Source organism: Arenibaculum pallidiluteum, from assembly GCF_017355985.1.
GTDB lineage: Bacteria > Pseudomonadota > Alphaproteobacteria > Azospirillales > Azospirillaceae > Arenibaculum > Arenibaculum pallidiluteum.
In genome coordinates this window covers 96,172-109,129 of the sequence record NZ_JAFIQU010000020.1, presented here as the reverse complement: position 1 = coordinate 109,129, position 12,958 = coordinate 96,172, and the positions used below count along the sequence as shown (strand labels likewise).

14 protein-coding genes are annotated in these 12,958 nt (G+C 71.0%); 4 read left to right on the top strand and 10 right to left on the bottom strand.

The features are described 5' to 3' along the window. Nucleotides 1-3: 3 nt before the first annotated feature. On the top strand, nucleotides 4-180 hold the full coding sequence (locus JUB13_RS27150; RefSeq protein ID WP_207484876.1) for a hypothetical protein: 177 nt from the start codon (nucleotides 4-6) through the stop codon (nucleotides 178-180). On the opposite strand, the gene JUB13_RS27145 is transcribed toward JUB13_RS27150, so the two are convergent. After that, nucleotides 167-1,327, bottom strand: coding sequence for a PQQ-dependent sugar dehydrogenase (locus JUB13_RS27145; protein ID WP_207484874.1), 1,161 nt, complete (start codon nucleotides 1,325-1,327; stop codon nucleotides 167-169). The genes JUB13_RS27150 and JUB13_RS27145 overlap by 14 nt on opposite strands. A 431-nt stretch (nucleotides 1,328-1,758) precedes the next feature. On the opposite strand from JUB13_RS27145, the gene JUB13_RS27140 reads away from it, so the two are divergent. After that, on the top strand, nucleotides 1,759-2,316 hold the full coding sequence (locus tag JUB13_RS27140) for a YcbK family protein (protein ID WP_207484872.1): 558 nt from the start codon (nucleotides 1,759-1,761) through the stop codon (nucleotides 2,314-2,316). 27 nt (nucleotides 2,317-2,343) lie between these two features. Here JUB13_RS27140 and JUB13_RS27135 read toward each other — a convergent pair whose 3' ends face one another. The 7 genes from JUB13_RS27135 to JUB13_RS27105 form a co-directional block, all read right to left on the bottom strand. Continuing rightward, the gene (locus tag JUB13_RS27135; RefSeq protein WP_207484870.1) at nucleotides 2,344-3,591 is read right to left on the bottom strand and encodes an MFS transporter; all 1,248 of its coding nucleotides are present in this window, start codon (nucleotides 3,589-3,591) and stop codon (nucleotides 2,344-2,346) included. A gap of 369 nt (nucleotides 3,592-3,960) precedes the next feature. Beyond that, nucleotides 3,961-4,545 carry a hypothetical protein gene (locus JUB13_RS27130; RefSeq protein ID WP_207484868.1) on the bottom strand — a complete coding sequence of 195 codons (585 nt, stop codon included), beginning with the start codon at nucleotides 4,543-4,545 and terminating at the stop codon, nucleotides 3,961-3,963. A gap of 351 nt (nucleotides 4,546-4,896) precedes the next feature. Next, entirely contained in the window at nucleotides 4,897-5,346 is a 450-nt protein-coding gene (locus tag JUB13_RS27125) for a hypothetical protein (protein ID WP_207484865.1), read from the bottom strand. A gap of 64 nt (nucleotides 5,347-5,410) precedes the next feature. After that, nucleotides 5,411-5,845: a CBS domain-containing protein gene (locus JUB13_RS27120; RefSeq protein ID WP_207484862.1), complete on the bottom strand. Its 435-nt coding sequence runs from the start codon at nucleotides 5,843-5,845 to the stop codon at nucleotides 5,411-5,413. Between the two features lie 110 nt (nucleotides 5,846-5,955). After that, complete coding sequence (locus JUB13_RS27115) at nucleotides 5,956-6,519, bottom strand: hypothetical protein (protein ID WP_207484859.1); 564 nt, start codon at nucleotides 6,517-6,519, stop codon at nucleotides 5,956-5,958. A 16-nt stretch (nucleotides 6,520-6,535) separates the two neighbouring features. Next, nucleotides 6,536-7,327: an exodeoxyribonuclease III gene (xth, locus tag JUB13_RS27110; protein ID WP_207484857.1), complete on the bottom strand. Its 792-nt coding sequence runs from the start codon at nucleotides 7,325-7,327 to the stop codon at nucleotides 6,536-6,538. Further along, complete coding sequence (locus tag JUB13_RS27105; protein ID WP_207484854.1) at nucleotides 7,327-8,013, bottom strand: fumarylacetoacetate hydrolase family protein; 687 nt, start codon at nucleotides 8,011-8,013, stop codon at nucleotides 7,327-7,329. The genes xth and JUB13_RS27105 overlap by 1 nt, the downstream gene beginning before the upstream one ends. Nucleotides 8,014-8,458: 445 nt before the next feature. On the opposite strand from JUB13_RS27105, the gene JUB13_RS27100 reads away from it, so the two are divergent. Further along, nucleotides 8,459-8,938: a MarR family winged helix-turn-helix transcriptional regulator gene (locus JUB13_RS27100; protein ID WP_236025253.1), complete on the top strand. Its 480-nt coding sequence runs from the start codon at nucleotides 8,459-8,461 to the stop codon at nucleotides 8,936-8,938. Between the two features lie 125 nt (nucleotides 8,939-9,063). On the opposite strand, the gene JUB13_RS27095 is transcribed toward JUB13_RS27100, so the two are convergent. Then, complete coding sequence (locus JUB13_RS27095; protein ID WP_207484851.1) at nucleotides 9,064-9,738, bottom strand: LolA family protein; 675 nt, start codon at nucleotides 9,736-9,738, stop codon at nucleotides 9,064-9,066. 60 nt (nucleotides 9,739-9,798) lie between these two features. Here JUB13_RS27095 and JUB13_RS27090 point away from each other — a divergent pair, with 60 nt between their 5' ends. After that, a complete protein-coding gene (locus tag JUB13_RS27090) occupies nucleotides 9,799-10,386 on the top strand; it encodes an NUDIX domain-containing protein (protein ID WP_207484848.1) in 588 nt (195 codons plus the stop codon). 33 nt (nucleotides 10,387-10,419) lie between these two features. On the opposite strand, the gene JUB13_RS27085 is transcribed toward JUB13_RS27090, so the two are convergent. After that, on the bottom strand, nucleotides 10,420-12,948 hold the full coding sequence (locus tag JUB13_RS27085) for an FtsK/SpoIIIE family DNA translocase (RefSeq protein ID WP_207484844.1): 2,529 nt from the start codon (nucleotides 12,946-12,948) through the stop codon (nucleotides 10,420-10,422). Nucleotides 12,949-12,958 lie beyond the last annotated feature (10 nt).

Sequence of the window (12,958 nt, the reverse complement as noted above, 5' to 3'; positions counted from 1 at the left end):
GTCATGGATAGGCTTGAATGGTCGGGCCTCGCCTTCCTGGTGCTGCTGGGGCTGCTCGGCCGCAGCGCCTGGAAGCAGGGCGAGATCGCGCAGTTCCTGCGCAGCCTCGTCCTGCTCGCCGTGCTGTTCGGCGTGATCGCGGGGATCATCGCCGGCGTGATCTGGTTCAACGAGCGGTGACGCCGCCCTCTCCGGCGGGCGAGAGGCGCAGGATCCTGCCCGAATCGGAATCCGTCAGGGCATAGACGGCGCCGTCCGGGCCCTGGCGCACGTCGCGGATCCGCGCCCCCAGGTCCAGCCGGTCCTCCGAGACCAAGCGCCTTCCGTCGAAATCGAGCCGCACGATCCCGCGCGATACCAGCCCGCCGACCAGCATGTCGCCCTTCCATTCCGGGAACAGGTCGCCACCGTAGAAGGCCATGCCCGAGGCGCCGATCACCGGCGTCCACTGGTGGATCGGCTGCGCGAGCTCGGGCCGGCTCGGCGGGTCCGGGATGTCCGTGCCGTCGTAGTGGCGCCCCCAGCTCACCAGCGGCCAGCCGTAGTTCCGGCCGGCCTCGGCCACATTGACCTCGTCGCCGCCGCGCGGCCCATGCTCGACGACCCAGAGCTCGCCCGTGGCGGGGTTGATGCCCGCCGCCTGGATGTTGCGGTGACCCAGCGACCAGATCTCCGGCCTCGCGTCGCCGCGGCCGGCGAAGGGGTTGCCCTGCGGCACGGAGCCGTCGCGGTTGATTCGCACGACCTTGCCGAGATGGCTGGCCGGGTCCTGGGCGGGATCGAACTTGAAGCGCTCGCCCAGGCCGACGAACAGGGTCCCGTCGGGCGCGAAGGCGAGGCGCGAGCCGAAGTGATTGTTCCCATCCACCTTGGGAAGCTGGCGGAAGATCACCTGGACCTGCTCCAGCCGGCCCCCCTCCAGGCGGCCGCGCGCGACGGCGGTCGAGGCGCCGCCCTCCCCGGGCTCTGAATAGGTCAGGTAGACCAGCCGGTTCGTGGCGAAGTCGGGATCGAGGGCGACGTCCAGCAGGCCGCCCTGCCCGCGCGCGACCACCTGGGGAACGCCGGCCACCGGTTCGGAAAGCTGGCTGTCGCGGGACACGATGCGCAGCGATCCCGTCCGCTCGGTCACGAGCATGCGCCCGTCCGGCAGGAAGGCGAGGCCCCAGGGCCGCTGCAGGCCGCTCGCCAGCGTCTCGACGCGCACCGCGGTCGATCCGCTCCCGACGATGGTTTCCTGGGCCCGTGCGCCGGCAGTCTGCGCATGGGCCGGCGCAGTCGCGAGCATGGCGGCGGCAAGGATCGGCAACAGGCTTCTGGGCGTCATTCGCGGCGCTCCTCCGGGATCGGCTGTCGTCCTGCGCGGTCGCCGGGTTCCCGAGCCGACCGCGCGACCGACATGGTGGGAGGAGGCGGCCCGATCAACACACCTCATTCGGAGGGGCGATCCGGGAGTGCCACGGGATGGGGGCGTCGGGAGGGAGCAGCCGCCCGGGGCCCGCGACCGGGCCGGAGCCCCAAAGAAAAACCCCGCCCGGGCGACCGGACGGGGCGAGTTCAACGTTTGGGAGGAACCGCACCAAAGATGCGATGAGGCTTTATAGGCTCGTTAAGCTTAACAAAAGGTAACCAGCGACAGCCCTCCTTAACCGAATCCGCCCCACCTGAATGGTGGCGGCCCTAAACCATCCCTTAAGCGTGACGCGGGATCCTCGGCCGGACTGGACCGGATCGGACCGAGACCGGAGGATCCCCGACTTGGCGCATTCCGGGCGCTTCGCCGCCCTGACCCTGCTGCTCCTCGGCGCCTGCGCCGCCGCCCCGCCCCTGCCCCCGTCACCTGTGGGCGAACTGGGCGCTGCGCGCAGCCTGACGCTCCAGCATCCCTGGAGCGGCGAGACCGCCCGGGCGGTCTACAGGCGCGGCGACGTCTACGATCCGCAGGGGCTCTCGGCCCTCGCCCAGGTGATGCGCGACCGCCGCACCGGGGAGGTCGGCCCGCTCGATCCCGCGCTGGCTGATCTCTTCTGGGACCTCCGCACGCGGCTCGGCCTTCCCGAGGAGGCGCCGATCCACGTGGTTTCGGGCTATCGCTCGCCGCGCTCCAACGCAACCCTGGCGCGGACCGACCCACAGGTCGCCGAGAACAGCTACCACCTGCGCGGCATGGCCGCGGACATCCGTATCCCGGGGGTCGATGGCGATCGCCTGGTCCAGGCGGCGAGGGCGCTCGGCCGCGGCGGCTGGGCCTTCTATCCCCGCAGCAAGCACCTTCACGTGGATGTGGGCCCGCAGCGCACCTGGCAGGTGCGCTAGCACCTCCGCGGAAGTGGCGCAGCCGCCCTATTCGGCCGGCACGGCCGCGAGCGGCCGGGTGCCCTCCCGGATCGGCAGGTGCACGAGCGCGCTGAAAGCGCCGACGCCGACGCCGATCCACCATACGGCGTCATAGCTGCCGTAGGCGTCGTAGAGCTGGCCGCCGAGCCAGACCCCGACGAAGCTTCCGAGCTGGTGGCTCAGGAAAACGATGCCGTACAGCGTGCCCATGTAGCGCAGTCCGTAGATATGCGCGACGAGGCCCGAGGTCAGCGGCACGGTCGCAAGCCAGAGGCTTCCCATCACGGCCGAGAACACGAGCACGGTGGTCGGCGTCATGGGCGTCAGGATGAACCAGGCCGAGGCCAGGGTCCGGCCCGTGTAGACGCCGGCGAGCAGGTACTTCTTCGTGAAGCGTTTCCCGGCCCAGCCTGCGGCCAGCGTTCCCACGATGTTGCCGAGCCCGATGATCGAGATCGCGACCGCGCCCAGGGCGCTGGTCGTCGTGATCCCCATCGTGTGCAGGACGCCGCCCAACATGATCGGCCCGCAGACCTCGGCCACGAAGGCGGGGAAATGGGCCGTGATGAAGGCGAGCTGGTACCCGCAGGAGAAGAAGCCCAGGAAGATCATCGCGAAGCTCGGGTCGCGCAGCGCACCCATCACCGCTGCGCCCATGCTCTGCTGGAGCTCCGTCCTGGAAGCCGGGGCGGGCGTGCGGATCCAGGGAAGCACGAGCAGCACCGCGAGGACCAGTCCCGCGAAGACCAGGAACACGCCCTGCCACGGCATGTGCGCCAGCAGGCCTTCGGCCAGCGGCGGCCCCAGCACCTGCCCGGCCGACCCGGCAGCGGTCACGATGGCGAGCGACATGGAGCGGTTCTCGTCCGACGAGGCCCGCCCCACGACCGCCAGCACCACCCCGAACCCGGTTCCCGCAATGCCCATGCCCACCAGCACCTCGTAGAGGTGGTGCTGGATCGGCAGGGTCGCGCCGGCCGAGAGCACGAGCCCCAGCGCATAGGACAGTGCCCCGAGGACGATCGCCTTGCGGTCTCCGATCTTTTCGGCCAAGGCGCCGAAGAGCGGCTGTCCGAAGCCCCAGGCGAGGTTCTGGATCGCGATGGCGAGCGAGAACTCGGCGCGTGGCCATCCGAACTCCACGGCGATCGGAAGCTGGAAGACGCCGAAGGAGGCCCGGATCGCGAAGCCCACCAGCACCACGAGGCTGCCGGCGAGGAGGACGGGCGTGATGAGGCGGGATTGTTGGCTCATCCCGCTTCTCTGCGCGCGGAAGCGCTTCCTTGTCAATCGGGGGAGCCCTGCGGGCACCGCGACCGAGCCCCGCGCGGACGCCACGGCGGCGCGATCCCAGGCGGGGGATCTCGGGGGGATCTCAAGGCCGCCCGGATCCGGGGCCGCCCAACGAGGCCGCCGGGAAGCCCGGCGGTCGCGCGGGGCAGCGCGAAGTCGAAGACGATGCTCCTCCCGGCCGAGGTGATCCGGTCGAGGATCGCCTCGATCTGGGCACGGTCCATGGTTTCTCTCCATGGATGCAGAGAGGGCCACCGATGGCAGCTCGGCATCATCCTGCCGGGAACGACGGGCACCGCCGGCGCCGTGCTGCTCCTGTCCTGTCGCTTGTCAGCTCCACCCGGGCTGGCGCCTTAGGCCGAGTACCCGATCCAGGAGCGTCTCGATCCCTGAGTGAATTCGGCTGAAGTGGATGCCGATGACCGGCGAGAAGAGCAGTGCCAAGCCCCACGACCACCTCACCTCCTCCCAGCGCGCGTCACCCCACAGGATCGGCGGCATATAGGCGGCGGCCTGGACCGGAACCTGCGAGATCAGCGAAACGGCCAGGGCCGTCCAGTACCACCTCAACGGCGATCGCCTGCCGGAGGCGCGGTGCCACACCGCGGAGAGACCCTGCTCCATGTGTCCCGTCCAGACGACGGCTGCCAGCGTGTTCCAGAGCATTGCGGAGAAGCGAAGCTCTGCCATGGCCGTCCATGACATCCCGACGACGAAGCGCTCGACGAGCACCATCCATGCGGCCCAGAGCAGGTTCATGGTCAGGATCGACGCGAACAGGCGCGTACGGTTGCCCTTCAACTGGATGCAGACCTGCGACGGAATGGCCGTGACGATAACGCCGATGTCGGCCAGCGCCGATCTCATGCGGCCGGCCAGGCGTGCGGACGGCAACGGCCCTGTCTTGAACGACATGCTGTTCCTCCCGGGACTATGGCGCTTTCACGCTTGGGGCAGCAGGGCCCTGCAGCCATGTCGGCCGAACCGGTGGACGCGGCACGCCTCCCACCCGGAACGACGGTGCTGCGGACGGGGTGGGTGCCCGGGGCGATGCGGGGCCCGACTCACTCGCGACGATCCCGTCCTGCCGCCGCGGCCCGTGCGCGTTTCCATCCAGGCCGCATGCGGACTGTCGGGGGGCTCGGTTTCAATTTCATGTGCCGGGGCGCCGATCCGGCTTCGTTTGAAACCGATCCGGCTATGTGCGAAACCGATCCGCGCCGCAGCGGGATGGCTTCTGAGGTCGAGGTGCGGGAAGGCTCCGGCCTACGACCGGCCGGTGGTTCCCGGAGATTCGGGCCGATGGGTATCCAGGGCAGCGGCGCCGGCCGGCGTGCGCTCCCAGACGACGCAGCCCTCGAACCGGGCGACGGGATGGACATGGCCGCGCGCCGCAGCCGTGCGGTAGCGCGCGTCGTCCTCGCGGCACACGCCGCCGGGTCTCGCCAGGAAGTCGGCGTCGCGCTCGGACAGCGGGAGGCCGAGGGCGGCGTGGACCTTGTGCCCCTCTTCCGTCAGCTCCGCGAAGCGGATCCGGGTGGACAGGGCACCGATGCCCAGCGGGACATCGACCGACCAGGCGCGGATCAGCCCCAGCATGGCCAGCCGCATCTCCGCGGCCGAGCCGGTGTAGCCGGCGGCCGGCAGCCCGTCGCTGCCGCCGGCGTCGATCCGGACGAGATGGGCGATCTGGGCCCTGCTGAGCTTGGCGGCCATGGGCGCGGACGGGACTCCGGCGACGCGGGCCCGCGCCGGAGCAACCGCGGCCCGGCCCCGCCCTTCAGTGCGAGCCCGCGATATAGCCCTGCAGCATCTCCACTTCCATCTCGGCTTCCTCGACGCGCACCTTCACGACGTCGCCGATGCTGATCATGCCGACCAGCTGCCCGTCCTCGAGCACCGGCAGGTGACGCAGGCGCTTCTCCGTCATGGTGCGCATCAGCTCGGCGACGGACGTGTCGGGTCGGCAGGTCAGGACGTCCCGGGTCATCAGCGCCTCGACCGGAAGGTCCAGCACCCTTTCGCCCTCGAGCGCGATGCCGCGGACGATGTCGCGTTCCGAGAGGATGCCGTGGATCGTTCCGTCGGGACCGCGCACCAGGACGGCACCGATGCGATACTCCGTCAGCAGGGCCGCCGCCGACCGCACGCTGGAACCGGCGTCGGCCGAGACCACCGCGTCGCCCTTGCGCTTCAGGATCGCTGCCACTTGCATTGGGCTCTCCTCCAGGAATTATTCTGGAAATTAGGGCCGAGCCGCAGCCGCGGCACAAGTGCGCAGGAGGGCTGCCCGGGGACCGCCCCGCGGCTGCCCCGCCCCGGAGGTCAGGGCTGCGGGCGGCTGCCCCTTCCTCCTCGCCCCCGGCCATCCTGGTCCCGTGGGGCCGGATCGGCGTCGATGCCGAGGGCCAGGAAGTTCGCGAGCGTCCGTTCCGAAAGCGCGAGACCCCGCGCCCGGGCGGCCTCGGCGACGCGTTCCGCCACCAACTCGAAACCGTCCAGGCTGCTCTCGGCCCGCAGCCGGACGCGCCCGGCCCCGCGCAGCCGCAGGACCATCCAGCCGTCGCGGCGCTTGCGCCCCGCCGCGTAATAGTCCAGCCGCACCTCGCGCAGCTCGGCCCAGGCAATGCTGGCTCCGAGCGGGCCGACGGCGCGGATGCCCGCATCGTCGAACTCCACGGCGGTGGCGGCGCGCAGGGCCGTGCGGGCGCCGAAGGCGGCGAAGACCGCGGCCGCCGCGCCCAGCGCCGCCGCAACCCACGGCGAGGCGGGGAGCAGCGCCAGGGGCCCCAGCGTCAGGACGAGCCCCGCTATCGCCCGCAGCGCGTCGCCGCGCAGGGCGCGCCGGCCGTAGCGGAAGGTGCCGGCCCGGACGGTGCTCGACGGCACGCGCGGCGCTCCGGGATCAGTCCGCCAGGTCCAGCACCACGGGCACGTGGTCCGAGGGCTTGGGCTCCCAGCCGCGCGCCTCGCGCAGGACCCGGATGCCGCGGAGCCGGTCCTGCAGCGGCGGCGTCACCCAGACGTGGTCGAGCCGCCGCCCGCGGTCCGATGCCGCCCAGTCCTGGGCCCTGTAACTCCACCAGGTGTAGAGCTTCTCGGTATCCGGCACGAAGGCCCGCATCGCGTCGATCCAGCCGATGGAGCGCTGGACCGCGCCGAGCTTCTCGACCTCGACCGGCGTGTGGGAGACGACGCCCAGCATCTGCTTGTGCGACCAGACGTCGTTCTCCAGCGGGGCGACGTTCAGGTCGCCCACCAGCACCATGGGCCGGTCGGACGAGCGCTCCTGCGGCCACCAGCCGGCCAGCTCGTCCAGGAACCGCAGTTTGTGGGCGAACTTCTCGTTCACCGCCGGGTCGGGGACGTCGCCGCCCGCGGGGACGTAGACGTTGTGGATCTCCAGCCCGTCCACGCGCGCCACGCCGTGCCGGCAGTCCTGGCGCTCGCACCAGTGCAGCACCTCCTGGCCCTCGATGGGGCGGCGCGAGAGGATGGCGACGCCGTTGTAGCCCTTCATCCCATGGATGTGGGCATGCGTGTAGCCGCGCTCCGCGAAGGCGTTGCGAGGGAAGGCGTCATCGACGCACTTCGTCTCCTGCAGGCACAGGACGTCGGGATCCGCCTCGTCGAGCAGCCGCATGACCAGCGGCAGCCGCAGCCGGACTGAATTGATGTTCCAGGTCGCGATGCGCATCAGACGATGACGACCTCGATGTCGCCCACGCCATCCACATGGCCGTGCAGACGATCGCCGCGGACCACCGCGCCCACGCCCTCGGGCGTGCCCGTGAAGATCAGGTCGCCGGGCATCAGCTCCACCAGCCCCGAGAGATAGGCGATGGTCTCCGGCACGCTCCAGATCAGATCTGACAGGTCGCCGACCTGCCGGCGCGCGCCGTTGACGTCGAGCCAGATCGCGCCCTTCGAGGCGTCGCCGACGGCCTCCTTCGGCACGACCGGGCCGCAGGGAGCGGAATGGTCGAACCCCTTGCCCATGTCCCAGGGCCGCCCGGCCTTCTTGGCCTGGTTCTGCAGGTCGCGCCGGGTCATGTCGAGGCCGACGGCGTAGCCGAACACCAGGTCCATGGCATGCTCGGCGGGAACATCGCGCCCGCCTCTGGCAAGCGCCACCACCAGCTCGATCTCGTGGTGAAGATCGGCGGTCGCGGGCGGGTAGGGCATGGTGCCGCCATCGGGGACGATGGCATCCGCGGGCTTCAGGAAGAAGAAGGGCGGCTCGCGGTCGGGATCATGGCCCATCTCCCGCGCATGGGCGGCATAGTTGCGGCCCACGCAGTAGATGCGGCGGACCGGGAACCGCTCGGCGCGTCCCTGGATCGCAAGGCTCGGGATGTCCCAGAGCGGGATTGCTGACTTCATGCCGGTCGGTCCCTCGGTCGGTGTTCGTGCTTTCCGGGGAAGACGTACCGGGTTCGGCCCGCGATGCCAAGCCGCGGCCCGCGCGGAGGGGAGGGGAGGCGCCCGGCCAGGGGAAGCCGGGCGCCGGAAGGACCTTTCGGAAAGCCCGGGCGGCAGGGGAAACCGGTATCCGGGCCGGCGGCCCGCGAACGGATCCGCCCCTCCCCAAAGCGATGTGAACCGGTAGCGGGCGCCGACCACCGCGCCAGACGCATGGCAGATAAGTGAAAAACGCATTCACTCCACGATGCGGGAAAATTTTGCTGCGGCGCAACAAAAGCAGCGACTTTCGTGCAGATGCGCGTTATAACGTTTGGTATTACGAACAACGCGGCTGTACTGCGGCCGCAGTCCGACCTAAGGTCTCCGCATGTGACCGATGGTCTCCAACTTGATGGGGCCTCCCTTGCCCGATAGCACCCGTACCGTCACCAAGCGTCCGCGCGATGATCGCTCGAAGCTCAGCCCCGGCCTCCTGCCCGAGCTGATCGGCTACAACCTGCGCAAGGCGCAGATCGCCGTCTTCCAGAACTTCCAGGCTGCCGTCGCGCCCTACGACATCACGCCCGGCCAGTTCGGCGTGCTGATCCTGATCCGCGAGAACACCGGCCTGAGCCAGTCCGAGCTCGGCACCGCCGTCGGGATCGACCGCTCGACCATGGTGGCCGTCATCGACCGGCTCGAGGGCCGCGGCTGGGTCGTCCGCGCGCCGAGCCCCTCCGACCGCCGCTCCTACGCCCTGGAGCTGAGCCCCGAGGGCGAGCGGCTCGTCGACGAGCTGATCCCGAAGGTGCGCGCCCACGAGCGCCAGATGACCAGCGACCTCAACAAGCAGGAGCAGCAGCAGCTCATCGACCTGCTGCAGCGGGTCGCCCGCGCGGGCTGATCCCGGCGGCGCAGCCGCCATGGTGATATCCCCGGCGGCGCAGCCGCCATGGTGATCCCAAGGCGGCACAGCCGCCCTGTGGCCCGCGGCGGCGCAGCCGCCTTCGCGGGAGGTCGGGCCCGGGCTCAGTTGCCCGGGCCGCCCCAGCCCGTCGGTTCACGGAACACGAAAAGGCTCCGGTCCAGCGCCACGTCGTAGCGCGGGTTCTGGAGCGCGACCTCGGTCGTGAGGCCCTGGGCATCCAGTACCCGCCACTTGCGGAGCTGCAGCGGGTTGTCCTCGAAGACCAGGGTCAGGCTTCCCTTGCCGGGCTCCTTGGTCTCGACCACGGTGATCTCCAGAACGCCGGGGCGCCGATCCACCCGGGTCACCGTGACCGCCCCCGAGAGCTTCACGTCCTCGCGCAGGATCAGATCGGCCAGGGTCGAGCCCAGCGTCGTGTTCGACTGCTGCTTCAGCTCGTCGTCCCAGTAGTAAACGAAGGTCCCGTCCGAGACGATGAAGTCGCGGACAGGCGGGTCGTACTGGAGCCGCATCCGTCCCGGGCGCGACACATAGGCCGTTCCCATGGCGGTCCCGCCGTTGTCGGCGGTCTGGATGAAGCGCGCCTGGAGCGTGCGGATGCCGTCCAGCGCCTTCTCGGCGCGGGCGATGTCGGCACGGTCCTGCTCGGAGAGCGCCGTCTGGGCGGTCTGTGCCGCCTGGGCGGCCGGAATGCTCGGCATCAGGACCATCGGGCCGACCAGTGCGATGGCGGCCAGGCCGGCGCGCAGGCGCCTTGTCAGAAGTGTCGCGATCATGTGACTCCATATGCCGGCTCGACCCGGCGATACAAGAGCGCCCCCCGAAAGGAACTCCCCATGGACAAGCGGCGCAACCCCTGGACCATCCTCGACACGGCCACCCGCTTCGAGAACGCATGGCTGCGCCTCGATGATGCCGCGGTGGTGGATGCCGGCGGCAATCCCGGGCGCTACGCGACCGTCCACATGCGCAAGCATGGCGTCGCGGTGCTGCCCGTCGATGCCGACGGTCACACCCGCCTGGTCGGCCAGTGGCGCTTCGCCCAGGGCGCCTGGCGCTGGGAGCTGCCCAAGGGCGGACACGATCCCGCGGCCGAGGAGCCGCTGGCCTGCGCGACGCGCGAGCTGTCGGAGGAGGTCGACCTCAAAGCCGGCCGCTGGCTCGAGATCCTGGAGCTCGATCAGCTCGCCGCCCTGGTGCGCACGCGCACCCACGGCTTCCTCGCCTGGGAGCTGGAGCCCTGCCCCGGCATCGCCGACCCGCAGGAGGTGCTGGAGATCCGGCGCCTGCCCTTCGACGAGGCCGTGTCCATGGCGCTGGACGGCGGGATCACCGATTCGACCAGCGTGGCGCTGCTGATGAAGGCGGAGGTCCTGCGCCGTCGCGGCGCCCTGCCGCCCGACCTCCAGGCGCTGCTGGGCTGAGGACCGCCACGGCGGGTCCCCGGCCCTGCCCGCTCAGTCCTCTGCCATCCCGCCGCCGGCCAGGATCTCGCGCTTGCCGACGTGGTTGGCGGGCCCCACGAGCCCCTCGGCCTCCATGCGCTCCACCAGCCGCGCGGCCTTGTTGTAGCCGATCTGCAGGTGGCGCTGGACGAAGGAGGTCGAGGCTTTCTTCTCGCGCAGGACCAGGGCGACCGCCTTGTCGTAGAGCTCGTCTCCCGATCCGCCGGCGCTCTCCTCGGCTTCGAAGACGGACATCTCGTCCTCGTCCTCGGTGATGGCGTCCACGTAGGAGGGCTCGCCCTGGGTCTTCAGGTAGCGCACCACCGCCTCGACCTCGTGGTCTGCGACGAAGGGGCCGTGGACGCGCGTGATGCGGCCGCCGCCAGCCATGTAGAGCATGTCGCCCTGCCCCAGGAGCTGCTCGGCGCCCTGCTCGCCGAGGATGGTGCGGCTGTCGATCTTGGAGGTGACCTGGAAGGAGATGCGGGTCGGGAAGTTGGCCTTGATCGTGCCGGTGATCACGTCGACCGAGGGCCGCTGCGTCGCCATGATCAGGTGGATGCCCGCCGCACGGGCCATCTGCGCCAGGCGCTGGATCGCGCCCTCGATCTCCTTGCCCGCCACCAGCATCAGGTCGGCCATCTCGTCGACGATGACCACGATGTAGGGCAGCTCGACCAGCTCCAGGGGCTGGTCCTCGAAGATCGGCTTGCCGGTGTCGGGATCGAAGCCCGTCTGCACGCGGCGGGTCAGCGTCTCGTTGGTCTTGCGGGCCTCGCGCAGGCGCGCGTTGTAGCCCTCGATGTTGCGCACGCCCAGCTTGGACATGGCGCGATAGCGGTCCTCCATCTCGCGGACCGTCCATTTCAGCGCGACGACCGCCTTCTTGGGATCCGTCACCACCGGCGCCAGCAGGTGCGGGATGCCCTCGTAGACCGAGAGCTCCAGCATTTTCGGATCGATCATGATGAAGCGGCACTTGTCCGGGGCGAGCCGGTACAGCAGCGACAGGATCATGGTGTTGACGGCGACCGACTTGCCCGAGCCGGTGGTGCCGGCCACCAGGAGGTGGGGGAAGCGCGCCAGGTCCGCGATGATGGGTTCGCCGCCAATATCCTTGCCCAGCACCAGCGCCAGCTTGGCCCCGGACCGGTCGTAGGCGTCGGCCCCCAGCAGCTCGCGCAGGTAGACGGTCTCGCGCTTGGCGTTGGGCAGCTCGATGCCGATCACGTTGCGCCCGGGCACGACCGCGACGCGGACCGACACCGCGCTCATCGAGCGCGCGATGTCGTCGGCCAAGCCGATGACCCGGCTCGACTTGGTCCCCGGAGCGGGTTCGAGCTCGTAGAGGGTGACGACGGGACCGGGATGCACCTTGCGGATCTCGCCGCGCACGCCGAAATCGGCCAGTACGCCCTCCAGCATGGCGGCGTTGCGCTGCAGCGCCTCCTCGTTCAGAGCGGCCGGGCGGGCCGCCGCCTCGGGAAGCTGGAGCAGCTCCAGAGGCGGCAGCTCGTACCTGGCGCCGGGCAGCAGCTCGGCCTGGCGCTCGGCCTCGACCCGCCGCCCGGGCTCGACCGGCTTTGGCTTGGGCCCGATCACCGGCGCGTTCCTGGTGAGCCGCGACTCGGCGAAGACCTCCTCGCGCGGCATCTCGGGCGGCATGTCGCCGGGCTGCGGGCGCATGGGGCGGAGCACCGGGCCGTCCATCTCGGCGTGCCCGGCCCCAGTCCCAGCCCCAGTCCCGGCCCCAGTCCCGGCCCCAGTCCCGGCCCCGACTCCGGCCGCGCCGCGCGGCGGCTGCGCTTCGCCGAAGCTGGGGTCGCGGCGAATCATCTCGCCGGCTTGGCGTCCCGCCCAGGCCGCCAGCTCGCCGGACCGGTCGATCACATCGCGCGCGCCTCGCCCGGCCGCGCCGGCGGCCCGGCCGACGCCGCGGGCGCCCGCGGTCCAGTCGGCGACCGACAGGCCGACCGCGGGGATCGTCAGCAGCGCCGCGAGGATGCCGGATCCCAGGGCGACCAGGCTGCGCGTCCCCGCGCCCAGCAGGCCTGCGAGCCCGCCGAGCAGCAGCGCGCCACCGCCGCCGCCGAGATGGTCGTGAACGAGCTGCCAGCCCGGGAACGCCGGCAGGCCGGCCAGGCCGGTGGAGGCGAGGAGCACGGCCAGCACGGCGGGCAGCAGCCTGTGCAGCGGCCTGCCGAAGCCCCGATGCGCCATCAGGCGCAGGCCCCACATCAGCATCAGCAGCGGCAGCAGGTAGGCCGCCGCGCCCAGGGGCTGGAGCAGCAGGTCCGCCACATGGGCGCCGGGGACGCCCAGGATGTTTCCCACGCGCTGGTTCGACTCGGGGCTGACGGCCGTGTTGAAGGACGGGTCGGCGCGGTCGTAGGTCAGCAGCACGGCCGCCAGCAGCAGCCCCGCCGAGGCCAGGAGCCCGCCCCCGGCCTCGACCGTGCGGCGGCGCAGGAAGTCGGCGACGGCCGCGGGCAGCAGCGCCCTGTCCCGCCGGTTCCGGGGCGTCATCGTGCGACTCGCCATGAATCCCGCC

What these genes read in the sequence shown, in the direction of transcription:
- JUB13_RS27150 (WP_207484876.1), top strand. Translation starts at nt 4, where the DNA reads ATGGATAGGCTTGAATGGTCGGGCCTCGCCTTCCTGGTGCTGCTGGGG.
- JUB13_RS27145 (WP_207484874.1), bottom strand. Translation starts at nt 1,327, where the DNA reads ATGACGCCCAGAAGCCTGTTGCCGATCCTTGCCGCCGCCATGCTCGCG.
- JUB13_RS27135 (WP_207484870.1), bottom strand. Translation starts at nt 3,591, where the DNA reads ATGAGCCAACAATCCCGCCTCATCACGCCCGTCCTCCTCGCCGGCAGC.
- JUB13_RS27130 (WP_207484868.1), bottom strand. Translation starts at nt 4,545, where the DNA reads ATGTCGTTCAAGACAGGGCCGTTGCCGTCCGCACGCCTGGCCGGCCGC.
- JUB13_RS27125 (WP_207484865.1), bottom strand. Translation starts at nt 5,346, where the DNA reads ATGGCCGCCAAGCTCAGCAGGGCCCAGATCGCCCATCTCGTCCGGATC.
- JUB13_RS27120 (WP_207484862.1), bottom strand. Translation starts at nt 5,845, where the DNA reads ATGCAAGTGGCAGCGATCCTGAAGCGCAAGGGCGACGCGGTGGTCTCG.
- xth (WP_207484857.1), bottom strand. Translation starts at nt 7,327, where the DNA reads ATGCGCATCGCGACCTGGAACATCAATTCAGTCCGGCTGCGGCTGCCG.
- JUB13_RS27105 (WP_207484854.1), bottom strand. Translation starts at nt 8,013, where the DNA reads ATGAAGTCAGCAATCCCGCTCTGGGACATCCCGAGCCTTGCGATCCAG.
- JUB13_RS27095 (WP_207484851.1), bottom strand. Translation starts at nt 9,738, where the DNA reads ATGATCGCGACACTTCTGACAAGGCGCCTGCGCGCCGGCCTGGCCGCC.
- JUB13_RS27090 (WP_207484848.1), top strand. Translation starts at nt 9,799, where the DNA reads ATGGACAAGCGGCGCAACCCCTGGACCATCCTCGACACGGCCACCCGC.
- JUB13_RS27085 (WP_207484844.1), bottom strand. Translation starts at nt 12,948, where the DNA reads ATGGCGAGTCGCACGATGACGCCCCGGAACCGGCGGGACAGGGCGCTG.